The organism is Pseudolysinimonas kribbensis (assembly GCF_039531715.1).
Classification (GTDB): domain Bacteria; phylum Actinomycetota; class Actinomycetes; order Actinomycetales; family Microbacteriaceae; genus Pseudolysinimonas; species Pseudolysinimonas kribbensis.
In genome coordinates, this window is the sequence record NZ_BAAAQO010000004.1 from 1,057,217 (window position 1) to 1,072,473 (window position 15,257).

Below are 15,257 nucleotides of genomic sequence, written 5' to 3' on the forward strand. Positions count from 1 at the left end.
CCATGACACAGAGAGGTGTGCATCACATGAAGAAGTCCCTGCTCCTCACCGGAGCCCTCGCCGCTGCGGCGGCACTCGTCCTCGCCGGCTGTTCCGGCGGCGGCGGCTCGTCCTCCGGCGGAGGAACGATCCTGATCGGCGGCATCGCCGGCACCACGGGCGCCTACGGCACGACCGGACAGGCCGTGTTCAACGGAACCCAGATGGCGATCGACGAGATCAACAAGAAGGGCGGCGTGCTCGGCAAGAAGCTCAAGTTCGACGGCCACGACGACGGCGCCTCGGCGACCACGTCATCCACGCTGTTCAACAAGCTGCTCAGCGAGGGCGCCGTCGCGATCGTCGGCTCCCCCGACACGGGTCCGACCACCGCCTCGCTCTCGAGCCAGAAGAAGATCCCGGTGATCGGCGCCGTCGACGACGGCGGTCTGACCGTCTACCCGAAGGGACCGGACCAGCCGCCCTACCCGTACGCGTTCTCGACGAGTCTGAACACCTTCGCCTGGGGCGGTGCGATCGCCGAGTACGCCCTGAAGAACTGCAAGGGCGGCCTCGCCGTACTGCACGACCCCTCGAGCTACGGCCTCGGCGGCCTGGCCGGGATCAAGATGGTCTACGACGCGAAGGGCAAGAAGCTCGCGCTCGAGGACTCGATCACCGAGAACTGGTCGACCGGAGCGACCGTCGGCCTGAAGTCCGAGATCGACAAGATCACGGCGTCGGGCGCCGATTGCGTCGACATCTGGCTCACGCCGCAGGACCAGGCGTCGTTCGTGCAGGAGGCCCACGCGCTCGGCGCGAAGTTCACCTTCCTCGGCAATGACGAGACCAACGCGGACGCGACCTTCTCCGACCTCGCGAAGGACCAGGCGGCCGGCATGATCTCGGCGACCATCACGAGCGGGCTGAACCCCGACGCCAAGCTGACGAAGTTCCGCGCCGACTACAAGGCCAAGTTCAACACCGAGTCGACGCCGTTCGCGGAGCTCAGCTACGACGCGATCTACATGCTCAAGCAGGCCATCGAGCAGGGCAAGTCCACGGAGGCGCCGAGCCTGCAGAAGCAGCTGAACAGCATCACGGACTTCGACGGGCTGACCGGCAAGCTGACCTTCACGCCGCAGCAGCACACGACCATCAACAAGGAGCAGCTGACCATGGTCTCGTTCGACCCGGCCAGCAAGTCCTGGAAGCCCCTGACGTAGTCACCCCGGCGCGCCCGGTCCGTACCCTGACGGGAGGACCGGGCGCGCCGAGCGTCGCGACCACGACTCACCGCAGAGAAGAGAAGGCTGGGATGCTGCTGCAGGTGCTCCTGAGCGGGCTCGCCATCGGCGCCGTCTACGGGCTGATGGCGATGGCGTTCGCCATCGTGTTCTACGTCACCCGGGTGATCAACTTCGCGACGGGGCAGCTGCTCATGGTCTCGATCATGATCACCGCCGCCCTGTCGCGAGCCGGTCTGCCCGACATCGTCTCGGTCGTCGTCGGCGTGCTCGCCTCGACCGTGGCGGGCGTCCTCATCTACCTGCTCGCGGTGCGCCCGGTGCTGCGCTTCGACCGGTTCAGCTTCGCCTGGCTGGTCTCCACCCTCGGCGTCGCGATCGTGCTCCAGTCGCTCGCGGCGATCATCTGGGGTCCCACCTCGCGGGGATTCCCCGCCCTCCTCAACCGCGACAACCTGCACATCGGCGGCGCGGGCATCAGCGTGCAGGAGCTCCTCACGATCATCGTGGCGATCGTCGTGCTCGTCGGCTTCGAGCTCGTGCGGCGCCGGACGCTGTTCGGCAAACTCGGACAGGCCATCTCGGCCGACCCCGAGATGGCCTCGGCGATCGGCGCCCGGGTCACCGGATTCGCGATCGCGGCCTTCGCGATCGGCGGGTTGCTCGCGGGCGTCGCGGGCATCCTGGTCGGTCCGATCACCTTCTCGAACCCGTACCTCGGCGACACCTACGGGATCTTCGGCTTCATCGCGCTCATGATCGGCGGGATCGAGAGGCCGGCGGCCGCGATGGGGGGCGGGCTCGTGCTCGGCATCCTGTCCGTCGGTGCGAACACGTTCATCGGCTCGCAGGCGTCCGACTGGTTCCCGTTCGTCGTCGTCGTGGCCGTGCTGCTGATCGCGCCGAACGGCCTGTTCGCCTCCGGCGACTCGGTCCGCACGCTCTGGGCCGCGATCGCCCACCGGAACGACCGAGCAGGAGCGAAGGCATGACCGCCGGCATCGACATGGCCGCGGGCCGGACCGAGCGGGCGCGCTCCCGGTCGCGGTTCATCGGGCTCGGCGCGGTCGCCCTCGTGGTCGTGTACCTCGCCGCGAACCTGGGCGTGGCGCACGGCTCGTACTACGTGCAGAACCTCGCCGAGGTCGGGGCGGTCTTCGCCATCCTCGCGCTCAGCCTCGACCTCGTGGCCGGCATGACCGGGCTGTACTCGCTCGGGCACGCGGGTCTCTTCGCGCTCGGCGCGTACGCGACCACCCTCCTGAACGCGAACCTCGGCTGGAACGTCTTCATCCTGCTGCCGCTCAGCGTCGTCGGGGTCGGGATCGTCGGGGTCGTGCTCGGGGCGCTCTCGCTTCGGGTCAGCGGGCTCTACTTCGCGATCATGACGTTCATCTTCACGCTCGTCGTGACGGTGCTGATCTCCGATCTCGACTTCACCGGCGGGTTGCAGGGCATCGCGGGTCCGACCTTCCCCGATTTCCCGGAGGGCCTGTCCTTCCTCGGGTCCTCCGTCGCCTGGTGCGTCGGGATCGCGTTCCTCGTCACCGTGGTGATCGTCTGGAGCATTCGCTCATCGGCGTTCTACCCGGTGCTGCTGGCGATCCGCGACGCGGAGCCGTTCGCCGCGTCGGCGGGCGTGCGCACCGGAGTCGTGCGGGTCATGATGTTCGGTCTGTCCGCGGCGCTCGCAGGCCTCGCGGGCTGGGCGTTCTCGTTCCTGGGGTTCGTGTCGCCCGGTCAGTTCAATTGGACGGTCTCGGTCAACATCCTCGTCATGGTGATCCTCGGCGGCATCAACACGCGGCTCGGGCCCATCATCGGCGCCATCTTCATCAGCGCGTTCCCCGTCGTCATCTCGATCGACCCCCTGGTGCAGGAGGTGATCTTCGGCGCGATCTTCGTGCTCGTCATCGTGTTCTTCCCGCGCGGCATCGTGGGGATCGTGACGAGCCTGGCTCGCCGCATCCGGCGTCGACCGCTTCCCGCCACGGAGCCGAGCGCCCCCGACACGGCGCCGATCGCCGAGGCCGAGCTGGCCGCCGCGGGCGAGGAGCCGCAGGTCTCGGACGAGATCGCCCTGGAGGTGCGCGACGTGCGCTTCGGCTACGTGCGCGGCACCACGGTGCTCGACGGCATCGACATGCGCGTTCGGCGCGGCAGCATCCACGGCCTCATCGGCCCGAACGGCTCCGGCAAGAGCACGCTGGTCAACCTCATCTCCGGCGCCCTGCGTCCGACGACCGGCACGATCGAGGCCAACGGCCACCGCATCGAACGGCTCGGAGCGGCCGGACGCCCGGCGCGCGGCATCATGCGCACGTTCCAGACGGCCGTGCTGGTGCGCGAGCTGTCCGTTCGCCAGAACGCAGGGATCGGGCTGTACAGCCGCGTGCCCCGCATCTCGGGCCGGTCGCTCGCATGGCCGCTGTTCCCGAGTGCGCACCGGGACGATCGCGCCATCCGCACGCGGGCGACCGCCGCGCTCGCCCGGGTCGGCCTCGGCTCGGGCTGGGCGACGGCGCGCGTCGCCGACGTACCGCACGGCGTCGAGCAGCTGACCCAGCTCGCGGCCGCGACCGTCGGCGAGCCGAGCATCCTGATCCTCGACGAGCCGCTCGCGGGACTCTCCTCCGGCGAGGTGGAACAGGTGTCGGAGATCCTGCGCCAGCTCAAGCGCGACGGGGTCACGGTGATCGTCGTGGAGCACCAGACCCGCTTCATCTTCGAGATGTGCGACGAGGTCACGGTGCTCGCGGCGGGTGAGCTGGTGACCTCGGGCAGCGCGGCGGCCGTGCGCGCCGACGAACGAGTGCGAGAGGTGTACCTGGGACAATGAGCGCCGAATCCACGACTCCGGTGATCGCGCCGGCGCTCCGGCTCGAGGGCCTGTACGCCGGCTACGGCCGCTTCGACGTGCTGCACGACATCGCCCTGCACGTCGAGCGCGGCGAGGCGGTCGCGCTGCTCGGGCCCAACGGCGCGGGCAAGACGACCCTCTTGCGCGCGATCATGGGAATGGTCAAGCAGCGGCGCGGCGTGATCGAGGTCGCCGGAACGGATGTCTCCCGGCTGCCCACCCATCGGATCGCTCGCGGCCTGGTCGGAATCGTGCCGGAAGGTCGACGCCTGTTCCTCGGGCAATCGGTCGAGGACAACCTGCGCCTCGGCGGTCTGCATCTGCGTCACGACCACGCGCGCACGGCGCAGCTGCTGCGCTCCGTCTTCGACCTGTTCCCCGTGGTCGAGCGCTACCGGGCGCGGCCGGCGACCGCGCTCTCGGGCGGGGAGCAGCAGATGGTCGCGATCGGCCGCATGATGATGAGCGATCCCGAGCTCATGCTCCTGGACGAGCCGTCGCTCGGTCTCGCGCCGCTCGCGATCCAGAGCATGGCCGACGCGCTCCTCGCGCTGCGTGAGCGCGGCCGCAGCATCCTGCTCGTCGAGCAACGCGTCGATCTCGCGCTGCAGGTCTGCGATCGGATCTACGTGCTGAGCGGCGGCCGCATCGTGGAGCAGGGGGCGGCTGACGACATCGACGGCCGAGGCCGGGCCCTCATCGACGCCTATCTGGGCTGACCGCGATCCGGGAAATCATCCCAGCGGAGTACAGCCAACGACCGGGAACCGGACGTAGCCTGCCTGCGACGCCACGTTCTCCGGCGTCGTCGAGGTGATCCCCATGCATGCATCCTTCCGTACCCTCCCGGCCCTGGCTCTCGGGGTCGCGATCCCCGCCGTCGTGCTCGCGAGCGCGCTCGCCCTCCCGGCGCAGGCCGAACCTGCGAGCACGCCGACCGCGCACCAACTGCTGGAGAGGGTCGCCAAGAGCGTCGACCAGCACTACTCCGGCACGCTGACGCAGACCTCGGATCTCGGACTCCCCCAGCTGCCGAGCGTCGGTCCGGGCTCGGTGCACTCCGACGAGTCGGCCATCCTCGACCTCGTCACGGCCGCGCACCGGGCGAAGGTCTACGTCGACGGTCGCAGCAAGCAGCGCGTCCAGGTGCTCGACCAGCTCGCCGAACGCGACATCGTGCGCAACGGCTCCTCGGTGTGGATCTGGGATTCGAAGCACAAGACCGCGCAGCACGTCACGCTCCCCTCGCGGCACTCCGCGTCGCCGGCGCCGGTGACGCCGTCCGAGCTCGCGACGCGACTCCTGGCCTCGGTCCGCTCGAGCAGCAAGGTCACAGTCGCGACCGGTTCGAGCGTGGCGGGCCGTTCGGTCGACCGCCTCGTCCTCACCCCGCGCACCGACCGGACGCTCGTCTCGCGCGTCGTCGTGTCCGTCGACCACGCGACCGGCGTGCCGCTCAAGATCGCGGTCGACGCCCGCGGCCAGTCCGGTGACGCGGTCGCGATCGGGTTCACCGACGTCTCGTTCTCGACCCCGGGCGCCGGCCTGTTCTCCTTCAGTCCGCCGAAGGGCGCGCACGTGACGACCAAGGACCTCTCGCACGTCCGCCCGCATGCGAAGGCCGACCATGTGGCGCCCGACCCGGACGCCTCGGCGTCGCCGAAGGCGCAGCCGGGATCGGAGCCGACCGTCACCGGTGCCGGGTGGGCGAGCGTCGTGACCGTGCCGTCCGGCCAGCTGCCGGCCGGCGTCACCGGCGACCCCCTGTTCCGTCAGCTCACGACGGCGGTCGACGGCGGTCGCGCCCTGCAGACCACGCTCGTCTCCGTCCTCATCACGGACGACGGCCGGGTGCTCGCGGGCGCGGTGCCGATCGCGACGCTCGAGGCCGCCGCCCGGTGAGCCCGCGGTGAGCGGGACGGTCGCGCCCGCGGACGCGGCCATCCGCACCCGGGGCCTCGGCAAGCGGTTCGGACGCCAGCGTGCGGTCGCCGACCTCGACCTCGAGGTGCCGCGGGGCGCCGTGTTCGGCTTTCTCGGCCCCAACGGCTCGGGAAAGACGACGACGATCCGGATGCTGCTGGGCCTCGCGCGGCCCTCGAGTGGCGACATCCACGTGCTCGGCGAGCCCATGCCGCACGCCCTGCGCTCGGTGCTGCCGCGCGTCGGCGCCCTCGTCGAGGGCCCGTCGATCTATCCGTTCCTCTCCGGACGCGCCAATCTGCACCGCCTCGACGCGGCGGACCCCGGCAGCGCCGCCCGCTCCCGCCCCGCCCGGGTCGACGGCGCGCTCGAGCGGGTCGGCCTGACCGCGGCCGCCGGGAAGCGGGCCGGCGCGTATTCGCTCGGCATGAAGCAGCGCCTCGGCCTCGCCGCCGCCCTGCTCGCGCCGCGCGAGCTGCTCGTGCTCGACGAACCGACCAACGGCCTCGACCCCCAGGGCACCCGCGAGGTGCGCGGACTCATCCGGTCGCTCGCGGCCGACGGCACGACCGTGTTCGTCTCGAGTCACCTGCTCGCCGAGATCGAGCAGGTGTGCACCCACGCCGCGGTCATGCGCGCCGGACGGCTCGTGGCGCAGGGCTCGCTCGACGATCTGCGCCGCGCAGCTCGTGCGCGGATCGTCGTGCGTACCCCGGATGCCGCCGACGCCGCGACGGTCCTCGGGATCCACCGCATCACAGCCGCGATCGCGGGCGACTCCATCACGGGCGAGCTGCCCGAGGAGGCCGTCGTCGAGGACCTCGTGCGCGCGCTCGTGGAGGCCGGGGTGCGCGTGCGCGGCGTGAGCGTCGAGGGCGACTCCCTCGAGGACCGCTTCGTCGCCCTGACCGGGGAGGGCTTCGATGTCGCCGGCTGACGGCTCCTCCCCCGCGCTCACCTCGAGTCGTGCCGAATCGCACGATGCAGGCGACGTTCGTGCCGATCGGCACGACTCGAGCACGCGGACCGAGGCGCGCAGCACCGTGCCGCGTCCCTTCGCGCTGCTCGGGTCGGAGCTCGCGACCCTGTTCCGGCGGCGGCGCACGATCGCCATGCTCGCCGCGCTCGCGCTCGTGCCGATCCTCATCGCCGTCGCCGTGCGGGTGACCGGTGCCGGATCCGGGGGTGGCCCGGCGTTCCTCGGCGACATCACGCAGAACGGCTTGTTCGTCGCCTTCACCGCGCTGACCGTCTCGATCCCGCTGTTCCTGCCGCTCACCATCGGCGTCGTCGCCGGCGACACCATCGCAGGCGAGGCGTCGCTCGGCACACTGCGTGCGCTGCTCATCGCCCCGGCAGGACGGCTCCGGCTGCTCATCGTGAAGTACGTCGGCGCGCTCGCGTTCGCCGCAGCCGCGACCGGCGTCATCGTGCTCGCGGGGGTCGGCGTCGGCGCGCTGCTGTTCCCGGTCGGCCGGGTGACCCTGCTGTCCGGCGACACCGTCGACGCCGGCGGGTTCGCCGCCCGCGCCGCCCTGCTCGCGCTCTACGTCGTGCTGTCGCTGTCGGGGCTGTGCGCGATCGGACTGTTCATCTCGACGCTCACGACCATCCCCGTCGGGGCGATGGCCGCGACGGTCGTGGTCGCGGGGGCCTCGCAGATCGCGGATGCGCTGCCGCAGCTCGACGCCATCCACGCCTGGCTGCCGACCCACTACTGGTTCGGCTTCGGCGACCTGCTGCGCGATCCGCTGGTCTGGGACTCGTTCGGCGTGAACGGCTGGCTGCAGCTCGGCTATGTGGTGGTGTTCGGCGGGCTCGCGATCTGGCGGTTCCTGACGAAGGACGCGCTGTCGTAGCTCAGGCCGACGGCAGGGCGGCCACGACGTCGATCTCGACGAGGATGTCGGCCAGGTCGGACCCGACCGTCGTGCGCACCGGGTGGGGCGTGGGCACGATCGCGCCGTAGGCCTCGTTGAAGCCGGCGAAGTCGCGCTTCAGGTGCTGCAGATGCGCCGTGACCTTGACCACGTCGGCCCAGCTCGCGCCCGCCGCCTCGAGCACGGCCCCGACGTTGCGCAGCACCTGCGTCGTCTGCGCCGCGATGCCCTCGGGCACCTCGCCCGTCTCGGGCACCTGCGGCCCGAACCCGGCCGTGAACAGCAGGCCGCCGGCGATGACGCCGTGGCTGTAGGGACCGGCCGGCTTCGGGGCGTTCGGGGCGGTGAGGGGTGTCTTGGTGGTCACGATCGGTCTCCTTCGTCGGGGTGGATGTCGGGGTGGATGCTGAGGGCGTGCTCGAGGGCTGCGGCCACGACGCGCTCGTCGCCGGGTGCGAGCTGGTCGGCGCCGAGCCAGAAGCCGCGTGGCGACCCCTGCACCCGGTAGGGCAGGACGGCCACGCGAGGGCGGAAGCCGTCGAACGCGGCGAGCGCCGCGGCGGCGCGCTCCGGGTCGTCGAGTTCGATGCGCAGCCGCGGCACGGGCTGGCCGGCCTCGTTGGCATCCTCGAGCTCCGCGTGCACCCCCTCGGCGCCGAGCGCGATCCCGCGCCAGTCCTCGAGCACGGCGCGCTGCTCGCGCTCGAGCCACGCCTCGTCGCGGGCGACGAAGAGCTCGACCGCGCGCACGAGCCCGGCGATCTCCTCCTTGCCGGCCTTCAGCGCACGGCCCCAGCTCTGGAAGGGGGCGCCGGATCGCCGGGCGGCCTCGACGAGGTCGGCGCGCCCGAGCAGGAGGCCGGAGGCCTGCGGCCCCCGGAGCGCCTTTCCGCCGGAGAAGGCGACCAGGTCGGCGCCGAGCTCGCGCGTGAAGCGCCAGAGGTTGGAGGCCGGCGGCAGCTGGGCCGCGGCATCCACGAGCACGGGAACGCCCCGCTCGCGCGCGATGCGCACGACGGTCGGCAGCGGCAGCGCCACGTCGGGCAGGTGCGATCCGGCGACGTAGAGCACGGCGGCCGTGCGCTCGGTGATCGCGGCCTCCAGCTCCCACTCGAAGGTCTGGATGACGTTGCCGATCTGCCGCACCCGGATGCCGGCCAGCGCGAGCGTCGTGTCGTACGGGATCCGGTGCGCGGCGTGCATCACGACCTCGTAGGGCGCCTCGTCGCGCCCCGGCAGCTGGGAGAGCCCGTCCGGTCGGCCCCCGGTGCGGATGCCGAGCAGCGCGAGCACCATGGCCGCGGCGCAGCCCGGAGCGACGTACCCGGCCTCGTTGCGGGTGAGCTCGGCAAGGCGGCGCCCGGCCGCGAGGTGCAGCTCGTGCATGTCGACGAACGAGCCGGCAGCGTCGCGCATCGCGTCGAGCACCTCCGGCGGCATGAGCGAGCCGCCGATCGCCGTGAAGGTCGTGGCCGCGTTGATGAGCGGCCGCACGCCGAGTCGTTCGTAGAAACCCATGACCTACCCCAGTTGCCGTGCGATGTCCGCGGCGCAGGTCTGCAGCCGGCCGAGCTCGCCGCGGAGCTCGGTCAGGGGCCGGACGGCGCGGATCGCGCTGATCGAGACCGCCCCGTGGATGCGTCCCCCCGACGACACCACCGGCACGGCCACGCAGTTCACGAACTCCTCGAACTCGCCGTCGTCGGCCGACCAGCCGCGTCGGCGGATGTCGCCCAGGCGCCGCTCGAGGGCCGCGCGGTCGTGCGATGCGCTGGTGCCCCGCGCGTCCTCGGCATCCAGGAGCCGGGTGCGCTCGGGCGCGGGGAGGTGCGCGAGGATCGCCGTGCCGACGCCGGTGCGGGCGGCATCCACCTGACCGCCGACGCGGGAGGACATGCGCACGCCGTCGGTGTCCTCGACCTTGTCGACGTAGTAGACGCCGTCGCCGATGAGCTGCGCGAGATGAACGGTGCTGCCGACGTGGCGGTGCAGTTCTCGCAGCGCGGGATGCGCGATCCGGCGCAGGTCGAGCTCGTCGACCGCCTGCTGTCCGATCGCCACCAGGCGCATGCCGATCGCCCAGGTGCCGTCGTCGCGATGCACGAGGAATCCGGCGCTCTCGAGCGTCTTGAGCTGGCGGAAGACGGTGGAGCGGTGCACCTCGAAGTGCTCGGAGATCTCGCGCAGGGTGCGGGAACCGGAGGCCACGAGCTCAATGAGCTCGGTGGCCCTGCGCACGGTCTCCGACATGAGCCGAGGATAATGCACAGGGTGTTGCATTCAGCGCAATCGGGCGAGCGCGTGGTCCTGCGCGGCGGGATTCTGGTCGACGGCACGGGCGCCCCGCGACGCGCCGCGGACGTCGAGCTCGACGGTGACCGGATCTCCCGCATCCTGGAGCCCGGGGCGCCGAGCGACGCCGCCGATGACGACGTGAGCGGCGCGATCGTCGCGCCGGGGTTCATCGACATGCACGCCCACTCCGACCTGGCGGTGCTCGCCGACCCCGCGCACGCCGCGAAGCTCGAGCAGGGCGTCACGCTCGAGGTCCTCGCTCAGGACGGCCTCGGCTACGCGCCGGTGGACGACCGCGGAATGCGCACCATGCGCGAGCGGCTCGCGGCGTTCAACGGCTCGCCCGATCTCGACTTCACGTGGCGCAGTGTCGCCGACTACCTCGCCCGGATCGACCGGGGGGCGCCGCTCAACGTCGCGGTGCTCGTGCCGCACGGCACGGTGCGCCAGGCGGTGATGGGCGACCGGGCGGCGCCCGCGACGCCGGCCGAACTGGCCGGGATGCGCGAGCTGGTCGACCAGGGCATGCGCGACGGGGCCGTCGGGCTCTCGGCCGGCCTCAGCTACACCCCCGCGGCTTTCGCGACGGACGACGAGCTGGTGGCGCTGCTGGAGCCGGTCCGAGACCACGGCGGGTTCTACGCTCCGCACCACCGCAACTACGGCACGCACGCGATGGAGTCGTACGCGTCGTGCATCGCGATCGCCGAGGCCGCGGGCGTCGCCCTGCATCTCGCGCACTGCCACCTCAACTTCCCCGTCAACCGCGGGCGCGCCCCCGAGCTGCTCGCCCTCATCGATGCCGCGATCGACCGGGGCGTCGACGTCACGCTCGACGCCTACCCGTACTCGCGCAGCGCGACCTCGCTGGTGTCCCTGCTGCCGAGCGCGGCGGCCGTCGACGGACCGGCGGGCGTCCTCCGGCGTCTGGAGGATCCGGCCGCGAGCGAGGAGCTGCGCCGCGCGGTCGAGCAGACCGGCTCGGACGGCAACCACGGCGTGCCGGCCGACTGGGAGGCGATCTCGATCTCGTCGGTCGTCGCGCCCGGCAACGCCGGGGCCGTCGGGATGCCGGTGGCGGCCTGGGCGCGGGCGCGCGGCGTGACCGCGTGGCGGGCGGTGGTCGAGCTGCTGGTCGCCGACGATCTCGCGACCGGATGCGTGCTCGACGTCGGCGACGAACACAACATGCGCGCGATCATGCGTCACAGCGCGCACACGGTGGGCAGCGACGGGATCCTCGTCGGCGCCCACCCGCATCCGCGCGAGTGGGGCACCTTCCCCCGGTTCCTGGGTGCGTACGCCCGCGATGAGGGGCTCATGACGCTCGAGGACGCCGTGCACCACCTGACGGGGCGCCCCGCGCGGCGTCTCGGCCTGCGCGATCGCGGCATCGTGCGCGCGGGCGGGTTCGCCGACCTCGTCGTGTTCGACGCGGAGCGCGTGGGATCGCCCGCGACGTACGAGGACCCGCGGCGCCGACCCGAGGGCATCCGGCAGGTACGGGTCAACGGCGTGCGGGTCGTCGAGGGCGGCCGCCGGAACGCCGCGATCGCGGGCCGCGCCGTGCGGGGCGCCGAGTCGTTGCGCTGAGTGCAACCGACTGTGCACCCGGTGAGATGACGACTATCCTCGGCCCCATGCCGGCACCCCGAGTCGCCTGTCTGGGCGAAGCGCTCATCGTGCTCGTCGCCGGGCGCCCCGGTCCGCTCGAGGAGTCCGCGGACTTCGAGCGATCGATCGGAGGCGCCGAGCTCAACACGGCGATCGGCCTGGTCGCCGCCGGCATCCCGTCGGCCCTGCTCACCGCGGTGGGCGACGACGGTTTCGGCCGCCATCTCGTGGCGCGGGCGTCACAGCTCGGCGTGGACACCTCCGCGGTGCGCGTCGATCCGGCGCGGGCCACCGGCATGTACGTCAAGGAGCGCGGCGGGGGCACCGGCGCGGCGACGGATCTGCCGCTCGGCGCCAGCCGCATGCACTACTACCGCGCGGGATCCGCAGCCAGCGCACTCGGCCCCGAGTACCTGGACGAGGCGTCCGTGCGGGCGATCCTCGACGGCGTGCAGGCCGTGCACGTCACGGGGATCACCCCGGCGCTGTCGCCGACGACGCTCGAGCTGACGCGGGCGCTGCGCTCCGCCGCCCCTCGCGCCCTCCTCGCCTTCGACGCCAACTGGCGTCCCGCGCTCTGGCGCGGGCGGGAGCGGGAGGGCGCCGACGTCCTGCGCGAGCTGGCCGCGGGCTCCGACCTCGTGCTGCTCGGCGAGGAGGAGGCCCGCATCATCGTCGGCTCCGACGATCCGGATGCCGTGCGCCGCGCCCTGCCCGCGCCCCGGCGTCTGGTGCTCAAGCACGACGGCGGCGCCGTGACCGCGTTCGATGGACCGGTGTCGCGCCGCCTGCGCCCGGACGCGGTCACGATCACGGAGGCGATCGGCGCGGGCGACGCCTTCGCCGCCGGATACCTCGCGGCGATCCTCGACGACGGCGACCTCGACGCCGCCCTCGCCGGCGGGCATCGCCTCGCCGAGCGCGTGCTGCGCTCGACCCACGACCACGCCGCCCACGACCCGGCAGGAGCCGTCATCCCATGAGCACCCACCCCGAGCGCCCCGATCACGACGTCCTCGAGCGGATCCGCGCCGATCGCGTCATCGCGACCCTGCGCGCTCCGGACGCCGACCTCGCCCTCATCGCGGTCGAGGCCCTGGTCGAGGCGGGCGCGACCTCGATCGAGGTGACCTACACGGTCCCGGATGCCGGGCGCGTGATCGCCGAGGCCGTGCATCGGTACGGCGACCGTGCGCTCGTGGGTGCCGGCACCCTCACGACGCCCGAGCAGGTCGCCGGTGCCCGCGACGCGGGTGCCGCGTTCTTCGTGTCGCCCGGATTCGACGCGGATGTGGTGGCGGCGATCCGGGCCGGCGACGGTCCCGCCATCATCGGCGCCTACACGGCGACCGAGGTGCAGCAGGTCGTCGCGAACGGGGTCGAGCTGGTCAAGCTGTTCCCGGCGTCGATCGGCGGCCCGGCGCTGCTGCGCGCGCTGCGCGGTCCGTTCCCCGACGTCGCGTTCGTGCCGACCGGCGGCATCCGGGGCGACGCGGTCGCCGAGTGGATCGCCGCCGGAGCCGTCGCGGTGGGCGCCGGCAGCGAGCTCATCTCCTCCGAGGCGCTGCGGGGCGGCGATCGCGGTGCGCTCGTCGCGCACGCGCGCGCCTACCTCGCGGCCGCCGCCGCTCCCGCCTGACCCGCGCGCCGCCGGGGCTCAGACGTCGCTGAGGGCCTGCGCGGGATCCACCGTCTCGGTCGACTCGGTGCCCGGCCCGACGGTGCGCACCGGCTCGGTCTCGTGGATGTACTTGCCGCCCATGACGACCGAGGCGAGCGCGCCGATGACCGACATGATGGCGGCCGCGATGAAGACGATCACGAGACCCGAGTGGAACGGATCGGAGATGAGCGCCGGGAAGAACTGGTGCCCGGTCAGCGCCTTCAGGTCGGCGGCGGGGATGGCATCCCGGGCGATGGTGCCCGCGGCGGTCAGCTGCTGCAGGAGCGCGTCGATCGGGTTGATTCCCAGGAACGCCGCGAACAGGTTGCCGACCGGCGGGATCTGCGCGGCCGCCGCGACGCCCGCGGCCGGCACGTGGTGTGCCGTGAGTCCGGCGGTCAGCGCCTTGGGCAGCGTGCTCGCCAGGCCGCCGATCATGAGCGAGAAGAAGATGCCGATCGAGAGCGAGTTGCCGGCGTTCTGGAACGTGCCCGTCATCCCGGATGCCGCCCCGCGTTGCGCCGCCGGAACGGAGTTCATGATCGCCGTGCGGTTCGGCGCCGCGAACATGCCCGACCCGATCCCGTTCACGAAGATGATCACGGCGAAGAGCCAGTAGGGGAAGTCCACCGGGATCACCAGCAGGAGCAGGAAGGTACCCGCCACGATCATCAGGCCCGCCGTCGCGAACGTGCGGGCGCCGAACCGGTCGGAGAGCGTGCCCGACAGCGGTCCCGAGACGAGGAACCCGACGGTCAGCGGCAGCAGGTAGATGCCCGCCCAGAACGGCGTCGACTCGTAGGAGTAGCCGTGCAGCGGCAGCCAGATGCCCTGGAGCCAGATGATGAGCATGAACTGGAGACCGCCGCGGCCGACCGAGGCGAGCAGTCCCGCGAGGTTGCCGAACGTGAACGCGCGGATCTTGAAGAGCCGCAGGTTGAACATCGGGTCCTTCACGAAGTACTCGAGCACGACGAACGCGGCGAGGATCACCACCCCGCCGATGATGCCGCCGAGCACCCACGGGTTGCCCCACCCGGTGGAGGAGTCGCCGTAGGGCTGGATGCCGTAGGTGATCCCGATGAGCAGCGCGAACAGGCCGACCGCGAAGAGCAGGTTGCCCCACCAGTCGATGCGCCCGGTGCCGCGCGCGCCGACCTCGTGCAGCGACACGAACGACCAGACGGTGCCGAGGATCCCGAACGGCACGCTCACGATGAAGACCGCGTGCCAGTCGACGACGGCGAGCACGCCGCCGAGGATCAGGCCGAGGAAGGTGCCGGCGATCGCGGCGATCTGGTTGATGCCGAGCGCGAAGCCGCGGCGGGTCGCCGGAAAGGCGTCGGTCAGGATGGCGGTCGAGTTCGCGAAGATCATCGCGCCGCCGACGGCCTGCAGCACGCGCAGCAGGATGAGCCACATCGCTCCGGCGCCGCCCGTGAACGGGTCGAAGACGAGCGCGATCGAGGCGACCGTGAAGACCGCGAAGCCGATGTTGTAGATGCGCACCCGGCCGTAGATGTCGCCGAGGCGGCCGAAGCTCACGACCAGCACGGCGGTCACGAGGATGAAGCCCATGAGCATCCACAGCAGGTAGCTCGTGCTGTTCGGGTCGAGCGGATCGAGGTCGATGCCCTTGAAGATCGCGGGCAGCGAGATGAGCACGATCGAGCCGTTGATCGTCGCCATCAGCATCCCCAGCGTCGTGTTGCTGAGCGCGATCCATTTGTAGCGCGGGTGGTCCTGGTGGAACATGCCCGAGCGCTCTCGGGTTGCGGGGGTGGTCAACGCACGCC

General features: G+C 71.9%; 14 protein-coding genes. 10 read left to right on the plus strand and 4 right to left on the minus strand.

Annotated elements, in window-relative coordinates:
• Positions 1-26 precede the first annotated feature (26 nt).
• The 7 genes from ABD285_RS15795 (at position 27) to ABD285_RS15825 (ending at position 7,868) form a co-directional block, all read left to right on the plus strand.
• Entirely contained in the window at positions 27-1,205 is a 1,179-nt protein-coding gene (locus ABD285_RS15795; RefSeq protein WP_284254678.1) for an ABC transporter substrate-binding protein, read from the plus strand.
• A gap of 92 nt (positions 1,206-1,297) precedes the next feature.
• Complete coding sequence (locus tag ABD285_RS15800) at positions 1,298-2,218, plus strand: branched-chain amino acid ABC transporter permease (protein WP_344203433.1); 921 nt, start codon at positions 1,298-1,300, stop codon at positions 2,216-2,218.
• Positions 2,215-4,065 (plus strand): branched-chain amino acid ABC transporter ATP-binding protein/permease, encoded by a 1,851-nt coding sequence (locus tag ABD285_RS15805; protein ID WP_284254676.1) that lies wholly within the window; start codon positions 2,215-2,217, stop codon positions 4,063-4,065. The genes ABD285_RS15800 and ABD285_RS15805 overlap by 4 nt, the downstream gene beginning before the upstream one ends.
• A complete protein-coding gene (locus tag ABD285_RS15810; RefSeq protein WP_284254675.1) occupies positions 4,062-4,805 on the plus strand; it encodes an ABC transporter ATP-binding protein in 744 nt (247 codons plus the stop codon). Before ABD285_RS15805 ends, ABD285_RS15810 begins: the two co-directional genes overlap by 4 nt.
• Before the next feature lie 103 nt (positions 4,806-4,908).
• Positions 4,909-5,988 (plus strand): LolA family protein, encoded by a 1,080-nt coding sequence (locus ABD285_RS15815; RefSeq protein ID WP_344203436.1) that lies wholly within the window; start codon positions 4,909-4,911, stop codon positions 5,986-5,988.
• 7 nt (positions 5,989-5,995) lie between these two features.
• Positions 5,996-6,946: an ABC transporter ATP-binding protein gene (locus ABD285_RS15820; protein ID WP_284254673.1), complete on the plus strand. Its 951-nt coding sequence runs from the start codon at positions 5,996-5,998 to the stop codon at positions 6,944-6,946.
• Positions 6,933-7,868, plus strand: coding sequence for an ABC transporter permease (locus ABD285_RS15825; protein ID WP_425565058.1), 936 nt, complete (start codon positions 6,933-6,935; stop codon positions 7,866-7,868). Before ABD285_RS15820 ends, ABD285_RS15825 begins: the two co-directional genes overlap by 14 nt.
• A 1-nt stretch (position 7,869) precedes the next feature.
• On the opposite strand, the gene ABD285_RS15830 is transcribed toward ABD285_RS15825, so the two are convergent.
• The 3 genes from ABD285_RS15830 to ABD285_RS15840 are packed head-to-tail and all read right to left on the minus strand — an operon-like array spanning position 7,870 to position 10,139.
• Positions 7,870-8,256: a RidA family protein gene (locus ABD285_RS15830; protein WP_284254672.1), complete on the minus strand. Its 387-nt coding sequence runs from the start codon at positions 8,254-8,256 to the stop codon at positions 7,870-7,872.
• The gene (locus ABD285_RS15835; protein WP_344203440.1) at positions 8,253-9,407 is read right to left on the minus strand and encodes an aminotransferase class V-fold PLP-dependent enzyme; all 1,155 of its coding nucleotides are present in this window, start codon (positions 9,405-9,407) and stop codon (positions 8,253-8,255) included. Before ABD285_RS15835 ends, ABD285_RS15830 begins: the two co-directional genes overlap by 4 nt.
• 3 nt (positions 9,408-9,410) lie before the next feature.
• Positions 9,411-10,139 (minus strand): IclR family transcriptional regulator, encoded by a 729-nt coding sequence (locus tag ABD285_RS15840; protein ID WP_344203442.1) that lies wholly within the window; start codon positions 10,137-10,139, stop codon positions 9,411-9,413.
• Between the two features lie 21 nt (positions 10,140-10,160).
• Between ABD285_RS15840 and ABD285_RS15845 the strand changes: the two genes are divergently transcribed.
• From ABD285_RS15845 to ABD285_RS15855, 3 genes are read left to right on the plus strand one after another with little or no spacing between them, the layout of a single operon-like run.
• On the plus strand, positions 10,161-11,777 hold the full coding sequence (locus ABD285_RS15845; RefSeq protein ID WP_344203445.1) for an N-acyl-D-amino-acid deacylase family protein: 1,617 nt from the start codon (positions 10,161-10,163) through the stop codon (positions 11,775-11,777).
• Positions 11,778-11,824: 47 nt separating this feature from the next.
• Complete coding sequence (locus tag ABD285_RS15850) at positions 11,825-12,781, plus strand: sugar kinase (protein ID WP_284254663.1); 957 nt, start codon at positions 11,825-11,827, stop codon at positions 12,779-12,781.
• The gene (locus ABD285_RS15855; protein WP_284254662.1) at positions 12,778-13,437 is read left to right on the plus strand and encodes a bifunctional 4-hydroxy-2-oxoglutarate aldolase/2-dehydro-3-deoxy-phosphogluconate aldolase; all 660 of its coding nucleotides are present in this window, start codon (positions 12,778-12,780) and stop codon (positions 13,435-13,437) included. Before ABD285_RS15850 ends, ABD285_RS15855 begins: the two co-directional genes overlap by 4 nt.
• 18 nt (positions 13,438-13,455) lie before the next feature.
• Here ABD285_RS15855 and ABD285_RS15860 read toward each other — a convergent pair whose 3' ends face one another.
• Complete coding sequence (locus ABD285_RS15860; protein WP_284254661.1) at positions 13,456-15,249, minus strand: MFS transporter; 1,794 nt, start codon at positions 15,247-15,249, stop codon at positions 13,456-13,458.
• Between the last annotated feature and the right edge of the window lie 8 nt (positions 15,250-15,257).

Bases quoted from the DNA above. Each gene is read 5' to 3' on its own strand.
- ABD285_RS15795 (WP_284254678.1), top strand. From the start codon at position 27: ATGAAGAAGTCCCTGCTCCTCACCGGAGCCCTCGCCGCTGCGGCGGCA.
- ABD285_RS15800 (WP_344203433.1), top strand. From the start codon at position 1,298: ATGCTGCTGCAGGTGCTCCTGAGCGGGCTCGCCATCGGCGCCGTCTAC.
- ABD285_RS15805 (WP_284254676.1), top strand. From the start codon at position 2,215: ATGACCGCCGGCATCGACATGGCCGCGGGCCGGACCGAGCGGGCGCGC.
- ABD285_RS15840 (WP_344203442.1), bottom strand. From the start codon at position 10,139: ATGTCGGAGACCGTGCGCAGGGCCACCGAGCTCATTGAGCTCGTGGCC.
- ABD285_RS15835 (WP_344203440.1), bottom strand. From the start codon at position 9,407: ATGGGTTTCTACGAACGACTCGGCGTGCGGCCGCTCATCAACGCGGCC.
- ABD285_RS15855 (WP_284254662.1), top strand. From the start codon at position 12,778: ATGAGCACCCACCCCGAGCGCCCCGATCACGACGTCCTCGAGCGGATC.
- ABD285_RS15815 (WP_344203436.1), top strand. From the start codon at position 4,909: ATGCATGCATCCTTCCGTACCCTCCCGGCCCTGGCTCTCGGGGTCGCG.
- ABD285_RS15850 (WP_284254663.1), top strand. From the start codon at position 11,825: ATGCCGGCACCCCGAGTCGCCTGTCTGGGCGAAGCGCTCATCGTGCTC.
- ABD285_RS15825 (WP_425565058.1), top strand. From the start codon at position 6,933: ATGTCGCCGGCTGACGGCTCCTCCCCCGCGCTCACCTCGAGTCGTGCC.
- ABD285_RS15810 (WP_284254675.1), top strand. From the start codon at position 4,062: ATGAGCGCCGAATCCACGACTCCGGTGATCGCGCCGGCGCTCCGGCTC.